This window comes from Bacillus sp. PK6-025, from assembly GCF_056530265.1.
Genome location: NZ_CP096509.1, coordinates 4,176,964 through 4,200,834, shown reverse-complemented (window position 1 = coordinate 4,200,834; position 23,871 = coordinate 4,176,964). Strand labels below are relative to the sequence as shown.

Here is a 23,871-nt window from a genome sequence, read left to right as displayed (position 1 = left end):
ACATGTTTTTAAAAGAGGTACAGATGGTCGATGAATATGGGAAAGGTTTGCAAGGCGAGTCAACATGTATCACAGAGATGTTTTTGTGGGAGCTGGGTAAAACGTTTAAAACGAACGACTGTCAAGCGATTTTCTTTATATGCGGTGACTTTGAAGAGATGAAACTGGTAAAAACAGTTCAGGAAGAACCTGATATGCTTTGTCCAAAACACAGTTATGAAGCGGAGATTCCTTTTGATATGCCAGCTTTCCAAAAGCTGCAGAGTTACGAGAAAAAAGTGATGATGGCAGGTGTACTGAAAGAAGCGATGCTGTTTGTAGCGGAACAACGCAACTGGGATAAAGCGGCTGTTGCTAAGGCTTTTGCAAATATGAGGAAGAAAGATTACAAACACCAGTTTAAAGCATGGCGGCCAAAGATGAGTACGAATTTTAAATTAAAGGCGTACCCTCTGGTCGAGCTTGATATATACTCGTTCAGATTATATTTAGTGATTGAAGACAGAAAGAAAAATGTGATTGCAAAAGGACTGGCGGCTGCAACAGAAACTTTTATTGAGGACATCGCATACTATATGAACAGGCTGGAATGGCTGTCGGATGATGAAGCGGTGATATATACAATGGCCCACAAGCATTCATATTTCAGTCTGCGGGTAAACGGGAGCAGCAAATTTGTCAAACAGCAAAAGGAGAACGATACCCAATGAGCTGGACCGTTTTAAGCAGCCGGGAAAATGATAAAGTGTGGACAAAGGTGAATCGGGTCGTCAAATGGAAACCCGGCCTTCAATGTTCAAGGATGAAGCCGCCGCGGCCGTATATTGTCTATGATGTGTCCACAGGGTTTAAAGCAGACGGCCGGTTCCTTGCCGATTTGGAGGAGAAGATGATCGGCGCCTTCAAGGCGTGTACAGATCCGCTGGAGACGATGTACGCACTCTATTGGCAGCATGAAGGATATATGTTTTATCCGCACGGACCGCTTCCTAAAGATGAATATGGGGATTGGCCGATTCCGCTCTTTCCGAATGGGGATTACTATTTCTTTTTCCAGCGGGATTTTGAATGGGGCGTGCTTGGCGACCCTTGGCGGCAAACGATGACCCTATATGGAGAAAAACTTCTTGACCATATTGAACATCATCCGCCGGTTATTTTTAGAAAAGCATAATCAAAAGCCCATCGGATGAGTCCGATGGGCTTCCTCATATTTCCTACAGCTCAACCTTGTAGAGTGTTTGCTGCTGTCCGCCGCCCGGGCCGCCCCTTGCGCCCTGTTGTGCGGAGCGGTCTGTATTGTTCGTGGTACTGTTGTATTCATCAGACGAAATTTCGGTTCCGTTTTCTTTAATCCAGGAGACGAGCTCACTGTTGCCTGAGTTGTCACTGATCAGAAAGTATTTTATTTTTCCTTCTTTGACGAGGTTTTTCAGCTCACTGATCGACAAGATCGGGTCTGTGCCGTTGAAGCCTCCGAGCGCCATGACATTTTCGTCGGCATTGATGATATACGGGGCTGCGGTTACCGTTGTCAATGTCGCGAACAGGTACTCTTCGCCGGTATTATTTTTCCGGAGGTATGTGAGCAGTCCTGTGTCCACATCCGAGCTGAACATTCCGCCTCCGTTGGAGCTTTGCAGCTGAGGCCCTGATTCAGGAAGAACGCTGTTTCCTCCGTAAAGGATCGGTGTTGCCGACCAATAGACCGTTGTCAAAAGAAGCACGCACAAGCTGATGATGGTGAGCTGCCTTCCGAATGGATGACTTCGCTTCAGCGTCAGTAAGGCGATGCTGACACCCAGCCCCAAGAGGCCCATGACATACATCCAGGCGCTGCCGATTTGGCTTGTATATGCGTTTAAAATATACACTTGGAATGCTGCCGTTGTCAGAACGGCAGCCGGCAGCAGATAGCTTGCCCAGTCTTTGTGATTTTTGTAAAGGGCGTACATCGCGTACCATCCAATTCCTGACAGTGCGGCGATCGGCGGTGCCAGCATAATCAAGTAGTAGTGGTGAAAGAATCCGGCGATGCTAAAGAACCCGGCAACAGGAACGAGCCATGCAGCCCAAAAGATTGTTTCTTTCATTTCGCCTGCATTTTCGCGGCGGCTGCGGAGCCAGCTGATGATCATGCCGAGCAGTCCGAATAATGCGAATGGAAGCATCCAGCTAATTTGGCCCGATAAAGCAGATTGGAAGAGCCGCAGGGGTCCTGCGTCACCGGTGCCGAACATGTTCATGCTTTGTCCGCTGCCTTGACCTGCACCCGGTCCGCCATTGCCACCGGGCCCGCCGTTGCCTCCACCCGGTCCGCCTCCGGTTGGCGGCTGACTGCCGCCGTTTGCTCCTTGAGAACCGTCATCGGTCGCGTTGCCCGCAGCCGGCGGCTGCATTGCACCGTTTTGACCATCGGAGCCGTCGGATGAACGGCTTCCGTCTTGAGTTTGCGCATTGCCGTTGGTCGCGCTGCTTGCACCCGGCGGCTGCATCGCGCCATTTTGTCCATTGGAGCTGTCGGCTGCATTGTTCCCGTTCTGAGTGTGTGCATTGCCGTTCGGCTGCTGCATGTCTCCTCTAAAACCGTTCATATCGCCGCGGACGTTGCCCGTCGTCTGGCCGAGCAGCCGCTCTGTGCCGTTGTAGCCGAAAGCCAGTTCAAGCACGGAGTTGGTTTGACTGCTTCCGACATACGGGCGGCTGTCGGCCGATGTATAGTCGACAGCAAGCGCCCAAGAAAGCGAAACGCCGGTGAGAATAATAAGCGATAAAACAGCGGACACAATTTTTTTCTTCCAATTCGCATGGGCCGCGATAAGATAAAACAGCAAGAACGCGGGAAGCACCATGAATGCCTGAAGCATCTTCATATTGAACCCGAGGCCGATGAGGCCAAATGCAGCGAGCAGCCAGAGCAGCCTGCCTTGTTTGACCGCCTTCATCAGGCACCATGTACCAAAAAGGAGCGTGAAGACGAGCATGCTGTCGATATTATTCGTCCGGCTTACGGCAACCGCGATCGGCGTCAGCGCCATCACCAGCGCTGAAATGCGGGCGGCTCCTTTTCCGAATTTCGGTTTAATCAGTACGTATAGCAGATAGACGGAACCCGCACCTGCAAGCGCCTGCGGCAAAATCACACTCCACGTATGCACGCCGAAAATTTTCGCAAATATGGTCTGAATCCATAAAACGAGGGGCGGCTTATCTACTGACACGAATCCGGAAGAGTCGAATGACGCAAAGAAGAAATTGTGGAAGCTTTGCGTCATGCTTTTGACCGCCGCCAAGTAATACTGGTTGGCGGCATTGTCCTGCCAAATGTTATATGTATTCAGAATAAGAGCTGCCAACAAAATAAGAATCAGAATGACATCAAGTTGTTTGTTTTTTATTTTCATCATCACTTTCACCTCTTTATGTTCCCTATTCTAGAAGAAAAATATGAACAAGTTATGAATAAAAAGAGAACAATCTATTTTTGTTTGAATGGAAAAAAATAAATATTTTTTGGAAAAAGGTGTGTACTTTTTTCTTTTTGCGCTGTATACTGTACTACAACAGAAATCAAAAACATAAAACTGTTCTATAAAAAAGGAGAGTGACACAAATGAGCTTGAAAAGTCCGATGGAATTTTTCAGAACGCTTCCAAAAAAAACTTGCCCTGAATGCGGCGAAAAGATGGAGGAGCAGGCTGAATCTTACTTTATGGAATGTGAGCGCTGTCTTTCCAAAAAAGGCGAGTAAGCAAACTGTTTTATAACAATGCATGTAAAGGGGTAGGGAGACATGAAAACAGAGGAGAAGAGAACTCAGATAACCGGATCGATGAATCCGCAGTATGAAGAGATTTTGACAAAAGAAGCGCTGGAGTTTATCGGACGTCTTGAACGACATTTCGGGGGAAGAAGACGGGAATTGCTGCATTTGCGAACGATCAGGCAGGCTGAAATTGATCAAGGGAAGAATCCCGGTTTTTTGGCGGAAACGAAGCACATCCGCGAGGCGGACTGGACGGTCGCCCCGCTCCCCCGGGATTTGGAGGACCGCAGGGTTGAAATCACCGGCCCGGTCGACAGAAAAATGGTCATCAATGCTTTAAATTCAGGAGCCAAAGTCTTTATGGCCGACTTTGAAGATGCGAACTCGCCGACTTGGAAAAACTGCATTGAAGGCCAGGTTAATTTGCGGGACGCGGTTCGCGGGACGATTTCTTTTACGAATAAACAGGGCAAACGCTATGAGCTGAAAGAAAACCCCGCCGTCATCATTGTAAGACCGAGGGGATGGCACTTGGAAGAGAAGCATGTGCTGATCGGCGGCAAGCCCGTGTCAGCAAGCCTGTTCGATTTTGGCCTTTATTTTTTCCATAATGCAAAAGAGCTGATCAAAAAAGGAAGCGGCCCTTATTTCTACCTTCCAAAAATCGAAAACCATCTGGAAGCAAGGCTGTGGAACGACGTGTTTGTTTATGCGCAAAACGACTTGCGCATTCCGCAGGGGACGATTAAAGCGACGGTTCTCGTTGAAACGATCCTGGCGGCTTTTGAAATGGATGAAATCCTCTATGAATTGAAGGAGCATTCAGCCGGACTTAACTGCGGCAGGTGGGATTATATTTTCAGCTTTATTAAGAAATTCAGGAACAGGGAAGACGTCATTCTTCCAGACCGCTCAGCCGTGACGATGACGGTTCCAAACATGAGGGCGTACTCCCTCTTGGCGATTCAAACGTGTCATAAACGCAACGTCCATGCGATCGGGGGAATGGCGGCGCAAATTCCCGCTAAAGACAAACCTGAGATCAATGAAGCCGCATTTGCCAAAATCCGCGAAGATAAGGAACGTGAAGTAAAAGACGGACATGACGGAACATGGATCGCGCATCCCGGCATGATTCAAACGGCGCTCGATGTATTCAATCAGCATATGCCGTCGGCGAACCAGATTCATAGAAAGCGGGAAGACGTAAAGGTCGAGGAAAAAGACTTGCTGGAAGTACCGCAAGGCCGGATTACAGAAGCAGGCGTCCGTACCAATATCAGCGCCGGCATCCGCTATTTAGCTTCATGGCTGTCGGGCAGAGGCGCCGCTCCGATCGACCACTTAATGGAGGACGCAGCAACGGCGGAGATTTCCAGAGCCCAGCTTTGGCAATGGATTCGCCATCCGAAAGGGGTTCTTGACGATGGCCGGAAAGTCAACGCCGAAATGGTCAAGATGATGAAAGAGGAAGAAATGCAGAAAATCTTCGAAGAAGCCGGCATAGAACATTTTCGGAGCGGCCGGTTCGAAGAGGCCGGACAGTTATTTGAACAGCTGATTTTGGATGATGAATTCGCGGAATTTCTAACGATACCCGCTTATGAAAAAATATGATGGGGGAATGTGCGATGCTGAAAGAAAAACAACTCGCAGAAAGCTGGGAGCATGAAGAACGCTGGAAAGGGATCACAAGGCCGTATCAGGCGGCTGACGTTATTCGGCTGAGAGGCACGCTTGAGATTGAATACACGATTGCAAGGCGCGGCGCCGAAAAGCTGTGGAAGCTTCTCCACACAGAGGACTTCGTGCCGGCGCTGGGCGCTTTGACCGGAAATCAAGCCATGCAGCAAGTAAAAGCCGGATTGAAAGCGATTTATTTAAGCGGTTGGCAGGTGGCGGCCGATGCCAATTTGTCAGGGAGCATGTATCCTGACCAAAGCCTTTATCCGGCAAACAGCGTGCCGGAAGTCGTCAAAAAAATCAACCGTACGCTGCAGCGCGCCGATCAAATTCACCATATGGAAGGAAAAGAAGACATCGATTGGTTTGCTCCGATTGTGGCCGACGCTGAAGCGGGCTTCGGCGGACAGCTGAATGTGTTCGAGCTGATGAAAGGTATGATTGAAGCCGGCGCCGCGGGAGTTCACTTTGAAGACCAGTTGTCGTCTGAGAAAAAGTGCGGGCATTTGGGCGGGAAAGTGCTGCTTCCGACGCAAACGGCGGTGCGTAATTTGATTGCCGCGCGCCTCGCCGCAGACGTGATGGGAGTCCCGACCATTCTTATTGCCCGTACGGACGCGAATGCGGCCGACCTGATCACAAGCGACGTCGATTCATATGATGCGCCGTTTTTGACGGGAGAGCGAACAGCGGAAGGGTTCTTCAAAACAAAGCCGGGTCTTGATCAGGCGATTGCGAGAGGTTTGGCGTATGCGCCGTATGCCGATTTGATCTGGTGTGAAACGTCTGAGCCGAATATTGAAGAAGCCCGCCGGTTTGCACAGGCGATCCATGAAAAATTCCCGGGCAAACTGCTCGCCTACAACTGCTCCCCTTCGTTCAACTGGAAGGCCAAACTGGATGACAACACCATCTTGAACTTCCAGAAACAGCTCAGTGAAATGGGCTATAAATTTCAATTTGTCACACTGGCAGGCTTCCACGCCTTAAACCACGGCATGTTTGAATTGGCCCGCCAATATAAGCACCGCGGAATGGCGGCGTATTCTGATCTGCAGCAGGCCGAGTTTGCCAGCGAAGTCCACGGCTATACGGCGACAAGGCATCAGCGCGAAGTCGGAACGAGCTACTTTGATGAAGTCGCCCAGGTTGTGACAGGCGGGACTTCATCAACCACTGCACTGAAGGGATCGACTGAAGCGGAACAATTTCAATCCTAAAAACGTAAAAAGCCGCCCGTCATGGGGCGGCTTGCTTGTTGTCTATCAAGTTAGCAATTGACATCATTGGAAGGGGCGGTAAAAGGGTTTTCCCTAATAACAGTCAGTGTCTGATGATTTTTGTTGTTTCTTTTGGCCGGCCGGTTGTCTTTGCTGAAAGAATAGAACAAATACACAGCCATTGTCAAAATCAAGATAAACATCATCATAAATATCCCCTCCAAATTTTTTTGTCTTCACTATATTAGACGAACAAGCCTGCAAAAGGTTTCAGAAAATTAACATTTTTCCATAAATATTTTTACCCGCTGCATCTTCTGTATGAAACCCGGCGGTTCTATACAAGAATAAAACTGAAAAACTCAGGTTGACATCATAATCATTGATGTGTAGAGTAAAAGTTAATGTAATAGGAAGTCCACTAGGGGAGCCGTAAGCCGGCTGAGACAAGAAGCGATCTTGGACCCTTTGAACCTGATCTAGTTCATACTAGCGTAGGGAAGTGGAGCCGGTGTCTTTATGATTTCATCATACAAAGGCCGCTCCATTTTGGGGCGGCTTTTTTGCGTAAAAAGCGGCTCGCTCCCCCTGTGCCTTCCTTATAAAACCGATTGCTGAGGAGGCTATCTACATGAGTTTTTCTGCAGAACTTCGCCGCGAGGCAGACCCTATTTTTGAAGCCATTTTTGAGCATCCGTTTGTATTGGGACTGGCGTCCGGCAAGCTGAAAAAGGAGCAGCTTATTCATTATGTGAAGCAAGATTACGAGTATTTGAACGCTTTTATTCAAATCTACGGAATTGCAATTTCCAAGTGTCAAAACCGGAAAGACATGGAGATGTTTCATGAGCAGATTTCATTTGTATTAAACAGCGAAGTGCACCCGCACAACAACCTGTGCCGGGCCGCGGGGGTGGAGTATGAATCTCTGCAGGGCTATCCGCTTGCGCCTTCTGCCCATCATTATATCCACCATATGCTGACGACGGCGCACGAAGGCACGCTGGGAGAGATATTAGCCGTCTTGCTGCCTTGTCCGTGGACATATTGGGAGATCGGAAAAAAACTGATGATGGACGTTCAGCCTGACCCGTCGCATCCATTTTATGACTGGATCTGTTTTTACGGAGACAGAACCGATTCAATCACGACGAAGTTTTGCGCCCGCCTGGATGAATGGGCCGAAACAGCGGGCAAGGCTGAAAAAGAAAAAATGAAGGAGCTTTTTTTGCAAAGCTGTCAGCTTGAATACGGCTTTTGGGAGATGGCTTATACAGTTGAAGATTGGCCTGTGGAAATGGAGGCGGTGAGACGATGAATTGGAACATGAAAGAAGTCGTGATGGCAGTGATCTTGTCCGTTGCATGCGGCGTCATTTACTTAGGATGGTCCACCTTGTGGATCCCTGTTTCAGCTATTGTCGGGCCTGTCGGAGCGAACTTTATGTTCGGCATTTGGGTGATCGCCAGCCCGATTGTCGCTTATATCATCCGTAAACCGGGTGCGGCGCTGATTGCCGAGACGGCAGCTGCGGCGGTCGAACTGCTGACCGGAAGCCACTTTGGACTGTCAGCATTATTAATCGGTGTGTTCCAGGGAGCCGGTGCGGAAATCGCGTTTGCGATCTTTCGCTATAAGCGTTACAACTTGTTTACCCTTATGCTTTCCGGTGCGCTTGCCGCGGTCGGAAGCATGACATACAGCCTGATGGCGAACGGTTTTGCCTACTATACGACGCAAACGCTGATCATGACGCTTATCATCCAAATCATCAGCGGCATTGTACTCGGCGGCTGGCTGGCAAAAGCCGTTGTCGAAGCGCTTGCGAAAACGGGAGTCCTGAATCAGTATGAGATCATGAAGGAACAGCGGAAGAAGGATGATGCCGATGCGTTCATTTCTCGGATGCAGTAACCTTTCCGTCCGTTTTTATCATCGTCCTGAAACAGTCCTAGACCGGGTCTCGCTGTCGATTGGGCAGGGAGAGAAAGTGCTGATACTCGGTCCGAGCGGAAGCGGCAAATCGACACTGTTGTCCGTGCTTTCCGGCATCATTCCTGAACATGTCGAAGCTGAGGTCAGCGGAGAGGTCAATCGCAGAAAGAGCGCCGGCGTTATGTTTCAGGATCCGGATTCGCAGTTCTGCATGCTTCATGTTGATGAGGAAATCGCTTTTAGCCTAGAAAACCGGTCCGTCTCCCCAAAAGATATGGACGGCATCATCTCGGAGCTGATGGAGCAAGTCGGATTAAAGATAGATAAGAAAACGCCGATCGAAACCTTGTCAGGCGGTATGAAGCAGAGACTGGCATTAGCGTGCCTGCTCGCTCTGGAGCCTGAAGTGCTGTTTTTTGACGAGCCGACGGCGCAGCTGGACCCGGCCAGCCGGAAAGACATCTTTGCCTTGCTTCGTAACGTTTCACGAAAAAGCGGACAGACGATGGTGTTCGTCGAACACGTGCTGGACGGCTGTATCGAGTGGATGGACCGCGTCATTCTTTTCAATGGAAAGGGACAGATCATCGCTGACGGAAAGCCGGAAGAAATCGTGAAACATTTTCAGCCGGAGATGAAAGCGGCGGGCATCTGGCAGCCGAAACTGTACCCTGCGGTATGGGAAGATGTCATCACACAAGATGATCATCCGCTCGCCGTCAAGCTCTCTTCTACATTGAAAATGAAAGAGGAGGAGGCGAAAAACAGGCCTGCAGCTGACAGAGACATATTGATCCGCGCAGACGACGCGGCGATCGGCTATCGGAAAAAGATCGTTGCCGACGGCATCACCCTTGAGATTCCAAGGGGAGAATGGATTTCGGTCATCGGCGAGAACGGGAGCGGAAAGAGTACGTTTTTAAAAAGTCTGATCAGGCTTGAAGCCGTCAAAAAAGGGCGCCTTTATCTTGAGGATCGGGAGCTGAAGAAATGGTCCGACCGGACGCTCTATGAGAAGGCCGGCTTTGTCTTTCAAAATCCCGAGCTTCAATTTATTCGGGACACGGTGTTTGACGAGATCGCGTTCGGGGCGAGGCAGCGGGGATGGCCGGAGGACCGGGTCGAAAAGAAAACGGCTGAATTGCTGCGGGAATTCGGACTTGACGCTCATCAAAAAGCGCACCCCTTTACATTAAGCCTCGGGCAGAAACGGCGTTTAAGCGTTGCGACAATGCTTTTGTTTGACCAGGATCTGCTGCTGCTTGACGAGCCGACATTCGGTCAGGACGAAAGGACGGCGCAAGAATTAATCAAGCGGTTAAAGGAACGGCAGGAACGGGGAACGACGATTGTGATGGTGACGCACGACATGGACATCGTAGATGAGCATTCCGGCCGTGTCATCGTGTTTCATCAAGGGAAAGCGGCATTTCAAGGAACGCCGTATCGATTATTTTCTGATCAAGGCCTCGTCCGCCGCTTTTCATTGATACCGCCGCTTCATTACCGGTTCATGCATGAAAGAAAGGAGAGGGTTCCCGTATGAAAAGCAATGGTTCACTTCTTTCGGCATTGAACCCGAGCGCCAAGCTCTTTTCCCACCTCCTGGTCATGTGCTTGCTCATGTTTGTTTCAAATCCGAAACCGACTCTATTCATTTGGCTGTTTGCGGTTGCCGTCGGAATTTTTTTCGGGGGATGGACTTTGTCTTATTTAAGTAAGCGGCTGTTGCCTTATCTCGTCTTTTTTATTCTCGTCTTTTGGATGATGGCCGCTTTTGGAAAAGGCGAGGAAACGATTTGGGAATGGGCCTGGTTCCGTGTCACCGAGGAAAGCGTCGGCAATGGGCTGACAATCGCGCTCCGGATGCTCGGCTTTGTCACATACGGTCTTTTGTTTACATCAACAACCGATTTGACGCAGTTTATTATGAGCCTGATTCATCAATGCAGGCTGTCGCCTAAGTGGGCTTATGGCTTGCTGGCCGGCTTCCGTTTTGTCCCGCTTTTTCAGTCTGAGCTTTCGCAAATGAAGGCGGCGCACAAAATCAGGGGCTATAAGCAAAAAAACAGCTGGAAGGCGTTTATTCGCTATGCGCTGCCTTTGTTTTCGCAAGGCATCCGCAAGTCGGAAAGAATCGCCGTTGCCATGGAAGCGAGAGGGTTTACCGGTGCAAAAGACCGCACCTACTATCAAACAGCGCGGCTTTCCGGAAAAGACTTCGTTTATTTTGCGGGTCTGGCGTCAGTCACAGCGGGAATTTTGCTCATTTTTTAAGAGGGTTTTTTACAGGGCCGCACTGCGGCTCTTTTTTTATAAATCGGGCATTCTGTAAAATGTAAATATTTCGGACGTTGACTGAAACATATTGACCTAGGCCAAAAAGATTGTACAATCAATGTGTACCATATGAAAAAAGAAATATAAAAAATCCCCTTACAAGATGGGAGTGGCGCGATGTGAAAATTGCCAAAGTGATCAACAACAATGTGATCAGTGTTTTAAATGAACAGGGTCAGGAATTAGTGGTCATGGGCAGGGGAATCGCTTTTCAAAAAAAGCCTGGGGAAGCGGTGGATGAATCGAGAATCGAGAAGATTTTCAGGCTTGATAATAAAGATGTATCAGAAAGATTTAAGACGCTGTTGGACGAAATTCCGATCGAATTTATGGAAATGTCTGAAGAAATTATCTCCTATGCGAAATTAAAGCTCGGCAAGAAGCTGAATGACAGTATTTATGTCTCGCTGACCGACCATATTCATTTCGCCGTCGAACGGCATAAAAAGGGTCTGGATATTAAAAACGCCCTGCTTTGGGAGACAAAACGGCTGTATAAAGATGAGTTCGCCATCGGCAAAGAGGCGCTGGCCATCATTGAAAAGAAGACGGGGACAGCTCTTCCGGAGGATGAAGCCGCTTTTATCGCACTCCATATCGTAAACGCCGAGCTGAATGAAGAAATGCCGAACATCGTCAATATTACGAAAGTCATGCAGGAGATTTTAAGCATCGTCAAATATCACTTTCATATCGATTTTGACGAAGAATCGCTTCACTATTACCGCTTCATTACCCATTTGAAATTTTTCGCGCAGCGGCTGTTCAGCGGAGCCTATATGGAAAGCCGGGACGACTTTTTATTTGAAACCGTCAAAAATAAGTACCGCGACGCTTATGTGTGTACAAATAAAATCAGGCAGTACATCGAAAAAGAATACGGTCATCAGCTGACAAACGAAGAGCTTCTGTATTTGACGATTCATATCGAGCGGGTCGTTCATCAAAAATAGAGGATGATGCTAAAATGAAAGCGTTGACAATTGGATAAATGTATGCTACTTTTTACTTACATCAACTTATACAGGTTGTTAGGATTGTTACTGATCATGCAGGCAAAACCTAAATGACTGTGAGCGGGATTCTTATGCCCTTGTTTTTCACAGTGATTTAGGTTTTTTTATTTTCATCATGTCTTAAAACGGGATTGTTACTGTTCGGCAGGCAAAACCTAAACTAAGCCTTCTTTGTACTGGCTTTAGTTTAGGTTTTTTATTTTTTAACAGCTTAATAGGGCTTTAGGAGAGACAGGAGATGATCAACGATGGATGTTCAATCAATGGCAAAAGAAATTCTGGAGCGCGTCGGCGGGGAGAAGAACGTTGTATCGCTAGTCCATTGCGCGACAAGGCTTCGCTTCAAACTGAAAGACCGTTCCAAAGCAGACAGGGAAGCGCTTGAAAATACGGATGGCGTGGTAACCGTAGTGGAGAGCGGCGGACAATTTCAAGTCGTTATCGGCAATAACGTTCCTGAAGTCTATAAAGAAATCGGCCGGATCTCTCAACTGTTGGAAGGTTCTGCGGCCGATCACAGCCAAAAAGAGAAAGGAAGCCTCGCCGGTAGATTGGTAGATATCGTATCTAGCATTTTCACTCCGCTGCTCGGCGTCATGGCAGGAGCGGGGATTTTAAAAGGCCTGCTTTTGATTTGCACAAACGCCGGCTGGCTCTCGCCGGAAGAGACGACATATACGATTCTATACGCGGCAGCCGACAGCCTGTTTTATTTCCTGCCTTTGCTGCTCGCCGTTACGGCCGCCAAAAAATTTGGAGCGAACCCGTTCATAGCGCTGACGATTGCCGGGGCGCTGATCTATCCAACGATACTCGAACTGAAAAACAGCGGCGCCCAGACGGAGTTTTTCGGCATTCCGGTCGTCTTGATGAATTATACGTCGACCGTTATCCCGATTATCCTTGCCGTATTTGTAATGAGCTATCTTGAAAGATTATGTATGCGCTTTATTCATGAAAGCGTGAAGAACTTTATCACCCCTTTATTATGCCTGACGGTGATGGTGCCGTTAACTTTGATCGTATTCGGACCGCTCGGTGTTTACACAGGAAACGGGATTGCGGCGGCGATTCTGTCCGTTTTTGATGTCAGCCCGATTCTGGCAGGAGCGATTATCGCGGCCTTATGGCAAATCCTTGTCATCTTCGGCATTCACTGGGGGATCGTCCCTGTCATTTTGAACAACATTGCCGTCCACGGCAAGGACTACATCAAACCGGCGACGGCAGCCGCCGTCTTTGCCCAAACAGGAGCTGCGTTTGGTGTCATGCTGAAGACGAAAAACAAGAAGTTGAAAGCATTGGCAGGATCTGCTGCCGTTACCGGGATATTCGGGATTACAGAGCCGGCCGTCTACGGGGTGACACTCAGGCTGAAAAAGCCGTTTGTATGCGGTGTCATCAGTGCAGCGGCAGGCGGAGCCATTATCGGATACTCCGGCAGTGTCGCCCTCGCTTCCGGCGCTCCGGGCTTGTTGACGATTCCGATTTTTTACGGACCGGGCTTTCTCGGCTTTATCATCGGAATTACAGTTTCGTTTGTTTTATCAATTTTGCTCACTTACATTGTCGGCTTTGACGACCCTGTGGAGGAGACGAAAGAGCAGCCCGTTGAAAAAAGCGCCGGTGAACCAATTTACAGCCCTTTGCAAGGAGAAGTCCTGCCGTTAACAGAAGTAACAGATAAAGTGTTCGCATCGGGGGCGCTTGGAAAAGGAATCGCGGTGCTTCCGTCAAAAGGCGTTGTCACCGCCCCTGCGGACGGCATCGTGACAACGGCATTTCCGACGGGTCACGCATACGGCATAACGTCAGAAAGCGGAGCCGAGATTTTGATTCATATCGGGATGGACACGGTCAGACTCGATGGAAGGCACTTCAATTCCAAGGTCGAGCAGGGGCAAAAAGTGAAACGGGGTGATATACTCGCAGAATTCAATCTGGACGCTTTGAAAGAAGAAGGGTTTGACGTGAAAACACCAATCATCGTTACAAATTCCGTTCAATACACGGATATCATTCCAACGGATCAAAAACAGGTGAAAACTGAAGAACCGATCATCACTTTAATTTCATCACCATGGGAGGAAAATAATCATGAAATATAAAACATTAGCTCAATTTCCGGAAGAATTTTTGTGGGGTGCGTCTACTTCCGCTTATCAAGTGGAGGGCGCTTGGGATGAAGATGGAAAAGGGCCTTCTGTCATCGATGCGCGCGAAAGCTACCCGGAAGGGACAACCGATTTTAAAGTCGCAAGCGACCATTACCACCGCTATAAAGAAGATATCGCTTTGTTTGCGGAAATGGGCTTCAAAGCGTACCGTTTTTCGATTGCCTGGACGCGCATCATTCCGGACGGGGACGGCGATATTAATCCGAAGGGCATCGAATTTTACAGCCGTTTGATCGATGAACTCCTGAAATATGGAATCGAACCGATTGTTACGATGTACCACTTTGATCTGCCGAATGCTTTGCAGAAAAAAGGCGGCTGGTCGGACAGGGCCACGATTGACGCCTTTGAAAAGTATGCGAGAATCCTTTTTGAAAGCTACGGAGACCGCGTCAAATACTGGCTGACCATCAACGAGCAAAATATGATGATTCTCCACGGATCTGCACTCGGCACACTTGATCCAAACTTGGAAAACCCGAAAAAAGAGCTATATCAGCAAAACCATCACATGCTTGTCGCACAGGCAAAAGCGATCAAGCTTTGCCATGAGATGCTGCCGGAAGCGAAAATCGGCCCTGCGCCGAATATCGCGCTCATCTATCCTGCTTCTTCGAAACCGGAGGACGTGCTGGCGGCTTTTAACTATAATGCGATCCGCAACTGGCTTTACTTGGATATGGCCGTATTCGGACGGTACAATACAACGGCATGGGCATATATGAAAGAAAAAGACTGCACACCGGTCATCGCCGAAGGAGATATGGTTATTCTGCGGTCAGCCAAGCCGGACTTTATCGCGTTTAACTACTATACGTCGCAAACGGCTGAAGCGAGCAGGGATGACGGCAGCGACACGGCTGCCCGAGGCGGCGACCAGCATTTGCAGACGGGAGAAGAAGGCGTATACAGGGGAAGCAGCAATCCGCACTTAAAGAAAAACGCATTTGGCTGGGAGATCGACCCTGTCGGTTTCCGTTCGACGCTGCGCGAGATCTATGACCGCTATCAGCTGCCGCTGATCATCACTGAGAACGGCCTCGGCGCGTTTGATCAGCTTGAAGACGGAGATGTCGTAAATGACGACTACCGCATCGATTATTTAAAGGAACATATCAAGCAAATTCAGCTGGCGATCACGGATGGAGTCGATGTTTTCGGCTACTCCCCATGGTCTGCCATCGACTTGATTTCAACCCATCAAGGCTGTTCAAAACGCTACGGATTTATTTATGTGAACCGCGACGAATTTGATTTGAAAGACTTGCGCCGCATTCGCAAAAAAAGCTTTTACTGGTATAAAGACTTGATTGCTTCAAACGGCGAAACACTAGATTAAACAAAGAAAGAGGATGTTCAGATGATCTCTGAATATCCTCTTTTTTGTTGTGAAAATGATCATTTTTAAAATTTACAGAAAATTTTAAAAATGTAAATGTAATTAGTTTTAAAGCATGTTACATTCGAAACGTAACGAACAACAATCAGGAAAGGAAGAAAAAATCTATGACATTCAAAGTTGAAACACTTCCAAACTATCGTATTGCTTATATGCGACGAGTTGGTCCGTACGGTCCTGCCAATATTGAGGTAATGGAGGCATTAAAAAAATGGGCTAAGGAAAAAGGTCTTCTTGAGTCTGCCATTCTGTTTGCGATTCCACAGGATAACCCGGAAACAACATCTCCTGATCAGTGTAGATTTGATGCTTGTATTGTGATACCGCATGATTATCAAGTCGATGATTCAGTTTTTGAAGGGGAGATTTCCGGCGGAAAATACCTGATTTATGATGTTAAACATACAGCAGAAGATATTCAAAAAGCATATTCTGATATTTTTTCATCTCTGCAAAACAATGAATTTCAACTGGACAATAGACCAATAATGGAAAAATACACGGGTGATATGGTGAGCAACCGGTATTGTGAAATATGTGTACCTTTAAAATCGGTTTAATTCATTTTCTTGTCCAAACTTTGAATTTATTAAAATTACATTTCCCTTTAACGAGCGTTGCGTTTAACTCGCTGATAGACAGGGTAAATCATAAAATAGCAATCCAGATCAACTACATAGGGAATAAGAATGGGGAGGGATGACAAGTGAATAACAATGATGGCCGCCGCAAAGTCAATGAGCACAGCAAGGATCAACAACTTGAACAGTACCGGTCTGACAACCGGGGCAAAAAAATGACGACGAACCAAGGTTTACGCGTATCTGAAGACGAGCACTCCTTAAAAGCAGGCGTGCGCGGTCCGACGCTGATGGAGGACTTTCATTTCCGTGAAAAAATGACCCATTTCGACCATGAACGGATTCCGGAGCGGGTCGTCCATGCGAGGGGTTTTGGCGCGCATGGCTATTTCCAGGTTTACGAGCCGATGACGGAATATACGAAAGCAAAGTTTCTTCAAGATCCGTCAGTGAAAACACCGGTGTTTGTCAGGTTCTCGACTGTAGCCGGTTCCAGGGGCTCGGGTGATACCGTCCGTGATGTCAGAGGATTCGCGACAAAGTTTTATACAGAAGAAGGGAACTATGATCTCGTCGGCAACAACATCCCTGTTTTCTTCATTCAGGATGCCATCAAGTTCCCTGACCTGGTGCATTCCTTTAAGCCGGAACCGAATAACGAAATGCCGCAGGCTTCTACGGCGCACGATACGTTTTGGGACTTTGTCGCCAACAATGAAGAAACGGCTCACATGATCATGTGGGCGATGTCTGACAGGGCGATTCCGCGAAGCTACAGGATGATGGAAGGCTTCGGCGTTCATACGTTCAGGTTTGTAAATGAAGAAGGCAAGGCGCGCTTTGTTAAATTTCACTGGAAGCCCGTCCTTGGCGTCCATTCGCTCGTCTGGGACGAAGCGCAGACAATCGCCGGGAAAGATCCCGACTATCACCGCCGCGATCTTTGGGAAGCGATCGAAAGAGGCGATGAAGTGGAGTATGAGCTTGGCGTGCAAATGATTGACGAAGAAGACGAGTTCAAGTTTGACTTTGATATCCTTGATCCGACAAAGCTTTGGCCGGAAGAAATGGTTCCTGTTAAGATCATCGGTAAAATGACGCTGAATCGAAACCAGGATAACGTTTTTGCCGAAACGGAACAGGCCGCTTTCCATCCGGGCCACGTTGTTCCGGGAATCGATTTTACAAACGATCCGCTTTTGCAGGGCCGGCTCTTTTCCTATACGGACACACAGCTGATCCGATTGGGAGGTCCGAACTTTCATGAAATTCCGATCAACCGGCCGGTCTGTCCGTTCCATAACAACCAGTATGACGGCTATCACAGAATGACGATTAACAAAGGGCCTGTCGCTTATCATAAAAATTCGCTGCAAAACAACGATCCGGCGCCTGCTTCAGAAGAAGAAGGCGGATATGTGCACTACGAGGAAAAAGTCGAGGGCAAAAAAATCCGCCAGCGCAGCGAAAGCTTTAATGATCACTATTCGCAGGCGAAGCTGTTTTGGAACAGCATGTCTCCCGTTGAAAAAGAACATATCATTTCGGCGTTCCGCTTTGAAGTCGGAAAGGTCAAAAGCAAGGACGTCCGCCGCCAAGTCGTTCATATGTTTAACCGGGTTGACAGGGAGCTTGCCAAGCAAATCGCTGCCGGTGTAGGCGTAGAGCCCCCTGAAAAAGACGAAGGCTCCAATGTGACGTTCAAATCCCCTGCGCTCAGCCAGGAAAACACGGTCAAACTGCCGCAGACGAGGACCGTCGCCATTTTAGCAGAGCAAGGTTTTGATGATGAGGACATCAGCCGGGTGTTGAAAGAGTTCAAAAAAGCCGACATCATTCCGGACATCGTCAGCTCGGCACTCGGCGTGATCAAAGGGACCGGCGGTACAGAAATAGAAGTCGGTAACACTTTGCAGACGGTCGATTCCGTGCTGTACGATGCCGTTTATATTCCGGGCGGCCAAGAAAGCATTGAACGCCTGCAATTGCATAAAGCCGCATCGGATTTTATCAATGAAGCATTCGGACATTATAAAGCGATCGGAGCCGCAGGCAAAGGGATCGGTCTCCTGCTGTCCGCCGCCGGGTCCCACGCGGCAGCACAGCCGGGCATTATCATCTCTCGCGATGATAAGAGCAAAGACGACTTCGGCAAAAAGCTGGTCGAAGCGATCGGCGGGCACCGCCATTGGGATAGACAAGTTTAATAAAAAAAGAGGCAGGCTAAATGCCTGCCCTTTTACTCTATTTTTCTACCACACAAACAGCCCGACAATCCCCGCGCTCAACAGCGACACCGCTATTCCGCTGACAAGGAGCTTCCACACATTTCTTCCGATAATCGCTGATTTTTCTCCGTTAAATAAGGAATTGTACGTTCCATAGATCATTCCGATCGTACTGAAGTTGGCAAACGACGTCAAAAATGTTGTGGCCACGGCGGCTGTATGGGGCGAAATCGCATCTAGCTGCGTTTTTAAATCCATCATCGCGACGAATTCGTTTGTGGCGAGTTTCATCCCCATCAGCTGTGCGACATACATCGCGTCACCCGGCGCCAGTCCAAGCAGGAATGCGAACGGACTGAAGATGTAAGAAAAGATTTTTTGAATCGTCAAACCGTCTATGATCAACCCCAACATTCCGTTCAAACATGAGGTTAAAGCGACATATCCGATGACCATGGCGAGAATGACGATGACCATGTTCATTCCGACCATCATGCTGTTTGAAATCGTTGAGAAAAAGTCCTTTTTCTCTTCTTTTGGCGGTACGTAAATGATGTCATCATCCTTAGTGACTTCTACCGGGTTTAAAATGCTGGCCAAGATCAACGCATTTAAGCAATTCAATGGAATCGCTGTAAATACGTATGTTGCAGGAACCATCGTTAAATAAGAACCGAGAATCGATCCGCTGATACTGCTCATGCTCATAATGCCGAACGTCAGCAGGCGGTTGTCCTTTAATACGGCCAATTGCCCGCGAATCACGGCGAGCGCTTCAGTATTGCCCAGAAACATCATTTGAATCGAAAAGAAACTTTCTAATTTAGGAAGGCGCGAGACTTTCGAAATCACCCAGCCGATCTTATCAATCATCCATGTTAAAATTCCGAAATAAGCCAGTATATCAAAAAATGTCACCACAAAGATAATCGGCAGCAAGGCGCTGAAGAAAAAGTCAACGGTTTCATTGCCCATCACGGACGGAAAGGCAAACGCAATACCGTCGCTTGCACAAGCGATCAGCCACGAAAAGAAAGAGGCGATCAGGTTGATGGCCCATCCGCCGATTTTTGTCCCAAGCATAAACCAAGTCACCAAAAGCTCAACGATGAAAAGGGAGAGAATCGGCCTCCATTTTACGCTTTTCTTTCGCGGGGAACAAAAATAAATCACGGACATGACAATGAAAATGCCTAAAATGTTAATGAGAAAATACATGATGCCAACTCCCGAATGTTTTTTGAAAATAAAAAAGCTCTTACTTTTCATGGGTTCCGATAAAGAAAGCATGAAAAATAAGAGCAAATAAAAAATAGATATATTGTTTGCGCAATACACTTTTTACATGATCAAATCTATTCAAACTTCCTTGTAGTCTGGCGATTTACGGTTGCCAGGTAGAAACAATCAGACCCTATTACTGATTATATACAAGAAGTGAGCTTCTATTATTTTGACTGTATTTTATCTCGAGTTTGTGTAAAATTCAAGCTAAAAATATATTTTCACAATAGTTTTTTAAATGAAGTCACTTCTAAAGAAGGTTGCATATTGAGAGATGCACAGCAAATCCTCTGAGAGAAAGCCGGCTTTTCAAGCGGGAAGTCACCATGCACAGAACAACAGACGAAAAATGGAAGGAGATAAGATTCTTTTTATTAGAGGAGAATCGTAAGCGATTGCGCTTTATATTTCATGATGCCGCCGCCTACTATGGCGGTTTTTTTTGTGAAACTTTATCTGAAAGGTTCCGTAAGTATGATGAATCGTTTCAGTGCTAAGTGCTCACTGTAACATACTAATGACACCGACAAACCTTACATAAAGAGCGAACCTTAAATCAAAAGTCTTTGATTTGAATAGGTAAAATTTCACGGTACTTTAGTTCGTTGAATGAAATGATACCTTTTTGCTATGATTTTCCTATGTTTTTACAACTTGTATATATGTCCAATTTCAGAGAAAAAGAGGGATAATCAATTATGCTATTAAAAAAGAACTATCTTCCTGTCGGCAGTGTTGTCGGCTTACATAATGATTCAAGACGTCTGCTTATCATCGGGCGGCAAATGTTTTCTGAGACAAACCATGTCATCAGAGATTATGCAGCTGTCGACTATCCAAACGGTTTTACCGATCCGAAAGAGCAGCTAGTTTTATTTAATAAACAAGATATAGAAGTTGTGTACCATTACGGATATGTAGATCAAAAAGAATTGCAGCTTGATGAGTTGCTAACAGAAGCTGAAGCAGGAAAAAACGAAAATAAGGAGCAATGACGATGGGACATTTTCGCTTCAACAAAGAACTTTCACATAAGGCAGCGGGGACCATTAGTCAGCTGGAAAACGCCTTTAGCCATGTATTTGAGAACATGGTGTTTTTTCGTGAAGAATTAGACCGGCACAGCGGAAAAGCCGCCGCAGCGCTGCAGAAAAAAATGAGTGACAACATCAACTTTTTCGGTAAAGCGAGCAGCTGTTTATTATATTTTGCAGACAGTGTGCGGTGTTTTGCAAAAGCGGTCGAACTGACGGACGAATCCGACAAACCGGCCAATGTTCAGCCGCAGTCACGCTCAGAAAGAAGCCATACGTTTTCGGCTGAAAGAGTTCACAGTGAAATTAAAGTAAACGGTGAATCGTTACACCAGGCAACCGGAAAGTTTGAATCAAATCTATCTACATTAGATGAAGTTTTGCACCATTTTGACACAATGCTCAGAGAAATGATGTATGAAACAGAGTTTCCGTGGGAAAAATTCGATGACGTCTGGTCTGATGCAAAGTCGCACATCAAATCGATCATGACGGAGCTTAAAAAAAGAGTCAAAGAACTTTCAGCAAATGCCAAAAACATCATTAAGGAATTAAAGCGCGTCGATAACGTAATCTCACAACAACTGCAAAGAGTGAAATGATGGAAGGGAACTAGAGTTATGGCATATTATAATAGAGAGCCAGAAATCACAAACATGATCAAAAGCCATGAAAGAAGAGCAAATCGAATGCTGCAGCACGCTCAATCCAGCCGTTTGCTTGAAGCTTTTAATAAAATATGGGTATCGATAGAAAATAAAGAACTTCCGAACTTTGTATCAAAAAACGTCATGAATTTTAATGTGGCGGATATCAAATCGGAAATCAACGATTGGATAAAAGATTTAAAAGATTGTCAGGAGAATGCTAAGCGCAAGTTTGAGTCTATGGAAGACCCCTCACCGGAAGACTTAAGAAAACGCAACAATATTACGAGTGACGTCGTTCTTTTAATTAGCCAATACGAGAATCTAAAAAATGGCCTTGATCAGGTTGAACAAGATTTCAGCAATGTCGCCCGCACCCACCGCGCCCCAATGCGCGAAGCTTTGACAGATATCTCAATCTTGTATAATTCAGTTAATCATGTGAAAGGCGATTTTTCGGATTATAAGAATGTTTCTGTTTATGTGCATGGGATTGAGGATAGTGGGAATGGTTTCTATAAAAGTGTAAAAGATGCTGCGCAGAAGGGTGACCTTATCGTTCGTATTACGAAAAATGAAAAAAACGAATATGTTTATGAATACTATTTTATTGACGAATATGGAAAAATATACACAAAGGAAACCTATGAAGAAATAAAAGGTCTTGAATATTTCAACACAAACGGTCGTCTCCATATTGTTTATGACACAAATGAACCAAATGAGCATCGGCAAGCAACAAGTGACGATTTAGCAGAAAAGTTAAATGAGATGGGGTTGATGAATGATACAACAAAGATCGATATGTTTGGCCACAGCTATGGCGGAAGAAGATCACTGCAATTTGCGATGGATTACCCTGATCATGTGCGGAGCATAACAACAATCGGAACGCCATATGATAAAAATCTCTTAGCTACCGGTGCTAATAGAGCACGCTGGATTGCAGACAATGCTGCTGGAAGAGATACTATGAATACGAGTGATTATTTAGATTTTAATGAAGATAACAAAAACAATGATAATGGAAAAAACTACAGTAATGCCTACACTGATATGGACAGTGAAGCGATGACTGAAGACATTAATCATTTGAAATCTGCCAATCCTGAAGTCTATCAAAAGCTACAGAAAATGGACATTACCGCTGCGGCGGGATACAGAACAGAGGATACTGTGAGTTTTTCCCCTTACTATACTGCAAGCGGAAAACATAAAATAAACAGTGATGATATCGTTTCAGTTGAAAGTCAACATGGGGACATATTAGGTGATCTCATTGATAAAAAGCCAGAAATAGAAGTAAAAGGTTCCGGTGTCACCAATCCTGGACATATTTATGAAGTTGAAGACTCTGAATTTGTAGACTTAATTCGAGAGGTTAACAAAAAAGAAGCAGAATAGGAGAAGATCGATGAAAAAGAAAGGGTTTATAAGTATATTTTTTTTAATGGTATTTCTGCTGCTCACCATCACCGGCTGCGGCAAAGATGATGTTCAGGAAGTCAACTATAAAAAAGGCTTACCGAAAGAAGACAGTCCAGCATTTGGAGAATTTATGAGACATGAACTAGACTTAGCGACAGATGCAACTCTTAGTTATCAAAATAGTACATATACGATCATGCGCAGTGATAAAAAGGGGCTACGGTACTATCAATATAGCGATGAGGAACTAGAGGATTTTTACAGACCTTTTCTTTCAGCTAAAAAATATCCTGCAACAAAATTACATGATTTGAAAACAACTGAATTTTTAACTAAAGAAAAACTTATCCACAATAAACTTGAACATAATCTGCCGGAAATGACATTAGATAAAAAGAATGTTCTAAAAGTGAAAACAAAAAGCGGAGAAAAAAAAATAGAGTTTCCATCAGCTAAGGGTAAAAAAGTACATCTGGCGTTAACAGCTGTTAGCAAAGACAGCATGCTTATACAAGTAGACGTATATGAAAAATTTAAAAATGGTGACTTCGGGGACAGACAAATATATTATCTTTTTTTAAAAGGAGATTTTTCACAATACCGGATTGTCAAGGAAGATGAGTTAAATGCAACAATTGAGTCTGGGAAACTGAAGGAATACTTATCCGTTTTTTCAAATGTAACGAAGGATGGATCATATCGTAAGTTATTCGGTAAATACATTTTCGAAAAAAAGACGAATAAAGTCCGGAAAATTAAAGACACTGATATTCTGAGCGAAGACGGTAAATATGTTTATATTAACGGAGCAAAAGAAAAAGAAACAAATGTAATGGCTGATGGTATTCAACAGATACAAACCGTGGATAATTATTTAAAAGGAAATGACAAATATGAAGCTCAATTTAAGATTGACTTCAAACAAATTGCGAAAGAGATGGATTTTAATGCGGGCGATGCAAGGATAGCTAATATTCATTATTTTAATAAAGATTATGTAGTTTTGTATATTTCCTATCACGGGAAGACAATTGGGACAGCAGGAGCTGTTAATGTACTAATCGATTTACAAAAAAACAAACAACAGCCAACCGCTTATTTAGTTGATTTAGGAATTGAATCATAGAGGGACT

Annotated in this window: 21 protein-coding genes and 2 riboswitches; of the genes, 18 read left to right on the top strand and 3 right to left on the bottom strand. The window is 46.1% G+C overall.

Annotated features, from left to right (window positions below; genetic code table 11):
- The first annotated feature begins 2 nt into the window (after window positions 1–2).
- Both M1D67_RS21445 and M1D67_RS21440 read left to right on the top strand, forming a co-directional pair.
- Window positions 3–710 (top strand): hypothetical protein, encoded by a 708-nt coding sequence (locus M1D67_RS21445; protein ID WP_105981317.1) that lies wholly within the window; start codon window positions 3–5, stop codon window positions 708–710.
- Window positions 707–1,174: a DUF2716 domain-containing protein gene (locus tag M1D67_RS21440; protein WP_095291279.1), complete on the top strand. Its 468-nt coding sequence runs from the start codon at window positions 707–709 to the stop codon at window positions 1,172–1,174. Before M1D67_RS21445 ends, M1D67_RS21440 begins: the two co-directional genes overlap by 4 nt.
- Before the next feature lie 43 nt (window positions 1,175–1,217).
- Here M1D67_RS21440 and M1D67_RS21435 read toward each other — a convergent pair whose 3' ends face one another.
- Window positions 1,218–3,398: an ArnT family glycosyltransferase gene (locus M1D67_RS21435; RefSeq protein ID WP_199792135.1), complete on the bottom strand. Its 2,181-nt coding sequence runs from the start codon at window positions 3,396–3,398 to the stop codon at window positions 1,218–1,220.
- Window positions 3,399–3,613: 215 nt separating this feature from the next.
- Between M1D67_RS21435 and yhfH the strand changes: the two genes are divergently transcribed.
- From yhfH to aceA, 3 genes are read left to right on the top strand one after another with little or no spacing between them, the layout of a single operon-like run.
- Entirely contained in the window at window positions 3,614–3,751 is a 138-nt protein-coding gene (gene yhfH / locus M1D67_RS21430; RefSeq protein ID WP_023856901.1) for a protein YhfH, read from the top strand.
- Between the two features lie 42 nt (window positions 3,752–3,793).
- Window positions 3,794–5,383, top strand: coding sequence for a malate synthase A (gene aceB, locus M1D67_RS21425; protein WP_103749450.1), 1,590 nt, complete (start codon window positions 3,794–3,796; stop codon window positions 5,381–5,383).
- Window positions 5,384–5,397: 14 nt separating this feature from the next.
- On the top strand, window positions 5,398–6,669 hold the full coding sequence (gene aceA, locus M1D67_RS21420; protein ID WP_105981315.1) for an isocitrate lyase: 1,272 nt from the start codon (window positions 5,398–5,400) through the stop codon (window positions 6,667–6,669).
- 50 nt (window positions 6,670–6,719) lie between these two features.
- Here aceA and M1D67_RS21415 read toward each other — a convergent pair whose 3' ends face one another.
- Window positions 6,720–6,878 (bottom strand): hypothetical protein, encoded by a 159-nt coding sequence (locus M1D67_RS21415; RefSeq protein WP_020453503.1) that lies wholly within the window; start codon window positions 6,876–6,878, stop codon window positions 6,720–6,722.
- Window positions 6,879–7,082: 204 nt separating this feature from the next.
- Window positions 7,083–7,187, top strand: a riboswitch (TPP riboswitch).
- Window positions 7,188–7,300: 113 nt separating this feature from the next.
- On the opposite strand from M1D67_RS21415, the gene tenA reads away from it, so the two are divergent.
- From tenA to M1D67_RS21370, 9 genes are all read left to right on the top strand, one after another.
- Window positions 7,301–7,987 (top strand): thiaminase II, encoded by a 687-nt coding sequence (tenA, locus tag M1D67_RS21410; RefSeq protein ID WP_096748405.1) that lies wholly within the window; start codon window positions 7,301–7,303, stop codon window positions 7,985–7,987.
- Window positions 7,984–8,583, top strand: a complete 600-nt coding sequence (locus M1D67_RS21405) for an ECF transporter S component (protein WP_020453501.1) — start codon at window positions 7,984–7,986, stop codon at window positions 8,581–8,583. Before tenA ends, M1D67_RS21405 begins: the two co-directional genes overlap by 4 nt.
- Window positions 8,558–10,150 carry an ABC transporter ATP-binding protein gene (locus M1D67_RS21400; RefSeq protein ID WP_075212851.1) on the top strand — a complete coding sequence of 531 codons (1,593 nt, stop codon included), beginning with the start codon at window positions 8,558–8,560 and terminating at the stop codon, window positions 10,148–10,150. The genes M1D67_RS21405 and M1D67_RS21400 overlap by 26 nt, the downstream gene beginning before the upstream one ends.
- The gene (locus tag M1D67_RS21395; protein ID WP_023856906.1) at window positions 10,147–10,881 is read left to right on the top strand and encodes an energy-coupling factor transporter transmembrane component T family protein; all 735 of its coding nucleotides are present in this window, start codon (window positions 10,147–10,149) and stop codon (window positions 10,879–10,881) included. The genes M1D67_RS21400 and M1D67_RS21395 overlap by 4 nt, the downstream gene beginning before the upstream one ends.
- A gap of 182 nt (window positions 10,882–11,063) precedes the next feature.
- Window positions 11,064–11,897 (top strand): BglG family transcription antiterminator LicT, encoded by an 834-nt coding sequence (licT, locus tag M1D67_RS21390; RefSeq protein ID WP_020453498.1) that lies wholly within the window; start codon window positions 11,064–11,066, stop codon window positions 11,895–11,897.
- Between the two features lie 311 nt (window positions 11,898–12,208).
- On the top strand, window positions 12,209–14,068 hold the full coding sequence (locus tag M1D67_RS21385) for a PTS beta-glucoside transporter subunit IIBCA (RefSeq protein ID WP_103749448.1): 1,860 nt from the start codon (window positions 12,209–12,211) through the stop codon (window positions 14,066–14,068).
- Window positions 14,058–15,476 (top strand): glycoside hydrolase family 1 protein, encoded by a 1,419-nt coding sequence (locus M1D67_RS21380; RefSeq protein ID WP_095291289.1) that lies wholly within the window; start codon window positions 14,058–14,060, stop codon window positions 15,474–15,476. Before M1D67_RS21385 ends, M1D67_RS21380 begins: the two co-directional genes overlap by 11 nt.
- A 167-nt stretch (window positions 15,477–15,643) precedes the next feature.
- The gene (locus M1D67_RS21375; protein ID WP_023856909.1) at window positions 15,644–16,096 is read left to right on the top strand and encodes an AraC family transcriptional regulator; all 453 of its coding nucleotides are present in this window, start codon (window positions 15,644–15,646) and stop codon (window positions 16,094–16,096) included.
- Between the two features lie 146 nt (window positions 16,097–16,242).
- Window positions 16,243–18,324, top strand: coding sequence for a catalase (locus M1D67_RS21370; RefSeq protein WP_479831504.1), 2,082 nt, complete (start codon window positions 16,243–16,245; stop codon window positions 18,322–18,324).
- A 45-nt stretch (window positions 18,325–18,369) separates the two neighbouring features.
- On the opposite strand, the gene M1D67_RS21365 is transcribed toward M1D67_RS21370, so the two are convergent.
- Complete coding sequence (locus tag M1D67_RS21365; protein WP_479831503.1) at window positions 18,370–19,563, bottom strand: nucleoside transporter C-terminal domain-containing protein; 1,194 nt, start codon at window positions 19,561–19,563, stop codon at window positions 18,370–18,372.
- Between the two features lie 134 nt (window positions 19,564–19,697).
- Window positions 19,698–19,799, bottom strand: a riboswitch (purine riboswitch).
- A gap of 528 nt (window positions 19,800–20,327) precedes the next feature.
- On the opposite strand from M1D67_RS21365, the gene M1D67_RS21360 reads away from it, so the two are divergent.
- The 4 genes from M1D67_RS21360 to M1D67_RS21345 are packed head-to-tail and all read left to right on the top strand — an operon-like array spanning window position 20,328 to window position 23,864.
- Window positions 20,328–20,624: a DUF4176 domain-containing protein gene (locus M1D67_RS21360; protein WP_020453491.1), complete on the top strand. Its 297-nt coding sequence runs from the start codon at window positions 20,328–20,330 to the stop codon at window positions 20,622–20,624.
- A 2-nt stretch (window positions 20,625–20,626) separates the two neighbouring features.
- A complete protein-coding gene (locus tag M1D67_RS21355) occupies window positions 20,627–21,265 on the top strand; it encodes a hypothetical protein (protein ID WP_479831502.1) in 639 nt (212 codons plus the stop codon).
- Window positions 21,266–21,283: 18 nt separating this feature from the next.
- The gene (locus tag M1D67_RS21350; RefSeq protein ID WP_479831501.1) at window positions 21,284–22,714 is read left to right on the top strand and encodes an alpha/beta fold hydrolase; all 1,431 of its coding nucleotides are present in this window, start codon (window positions 21,284–21,286) and stop codon (window positions 22,712–22,714) included.
- Window positions 22,715–22,724: 10 nt separating this feature from the next.
- On the top strand, window positions 22,725–23,864 hold the full coding sequence (locus tag M1D67_RS21345; RefSeq protein WP_224146283.1) for a hypothetical protein: 1,140 nt from the start codon (window positions 22,725–22,727) through the stop codon (window positions 23,862–23,864).
- Window positions 23,865–23,871 lie beyond the last annotated feature (7 nt).

Excerpts from the sequence above, each read along its gene's own strand:
- M1D67_RS21350 (WP_479831501.1), top strand. The coding sequence starts at position 21,284 with ATGGCATATTATAATAGAGAGCCAGAAATCACAAACATGATCAAAAGC.
- M1D67_RS21445 (WP_105981317.1), top strand. The coding sequence starts at position 3 with ATGTTTTTAAAAGAGGTACAGATGGTCGATGAATATGGGAAAGGTTTG.
- M1D67_RS21405 (WP_020453501.1), top strand. The coding sequence starts at position 7,984 with ATGAATTGGAACATGAAAGAAGTCGTGATGGCAGTGATCTTGTCCGTT.
- M1D67_RS21385 (WP_103749448.1), top strand. The coding sequence starts at position 12,209 with ATGGATGTTCAATCAATGGCAAAAGAAATTCTGGAGCGCGTCGGCGGG.
- aceA (WP_105981315.1), top strand. The coding sequence starts at position 5,398 with ATGCTGAAAGAAAAACAACTCGCAGAAAGCTGGGAGCATGAAGAACGC.
- M1D67_RS21395 (WP_023856906.1), top strand. The coding sequence starts at position 10,147 with ATGAAAAGCAATGGTTCACTTCTTTCGGCATTGAACCCGAGCGCCAAG.
- M1D67_RS21375 (WP_023856909.1), top strand. The coding sequence starts at position 15,644 with ATGACATTCAAAGTTGAAACACTTCCAAACTATCGTATTGCTTATATG.
- M1D67_RS21400 (WP_075212851.1), top strand. The coding sequence starts at position 8,558 with ATGCGTTCATTTCTCGGATGCAGTAACCTTTCCGTCCGTTTTTATCAT.
- yhfH (WP_023856901.1), top strand. The coding sequence starts at position 3,614 with ATGAGCTTGAAAAGTCCGATGGAATTTTTCAGAACGCTTCCAAAAAAA.
- M1D67_RS21440 (WP_095291279.1), top strand. The coding sequence starts at position 707 with ATGAGCTGGACCGTTTTAAGCAGCCGGGAAAATGATAAAGTGTGGACA.
- M1D67_RS21365 (WP_479831503.1), bottom strand. The coding sequence starts at position 19,563 with ATGTATTTTCTCATTAACATTTTAGGCATTTTCATTGTCATGTCCGTG.
- aceB (WP_103749450.1), top strand. The coding sequence starts at position 3,794 with ATGAAAACAGAGGAGAAGAGAACTCAGATAACCGGATCGATGAATCCG.
- M1D67_RS21360 (WP_020453491.1), top strand. The coding sequence starts at position 20,328 with ATGCTATTAAAAAAGAACTATCTTCCTGTCGGCAGTGTTGTCGGCTTA.
- tenA (WP_096748405.1), top strand. The coding sequence starts at position 7,301 with ATGAGTTTTTCTGCAGAACTTCGCCGCGAGGCAGACCCTATTTTTGAA.
- M1D67_RS21355 (WP_479831502.1), top strand. The coding sequence starts at position 20,627 with ATGGGACATTTTCGCTTCAACAAAGAACTTTCACATAAGGCAGCGGGG.
- M1D67_RS21380 (WP_095291289.1), top strand. The coding sequence starts at position 14,058 with ATGAAATATAAAACATTAGCTCAATTTCCGGAAGAATTTTTGTGGGGT.
- M1D67_RS21345 (WP_224146283.1), top strand. The coding sequence starts at position 22,725 with ATGAAAAAGAAAGGGTTTATAAGTATATTTTTTTTAATGGTATTTCTG.
- M1D67_RS21415 (WP_020453503.1), bottom strand. The coding sequence starts at position 6,878 with ATGATGATGTTTATCTTGATTTTGACAATGGCTGTGTATTTGTTCTAT.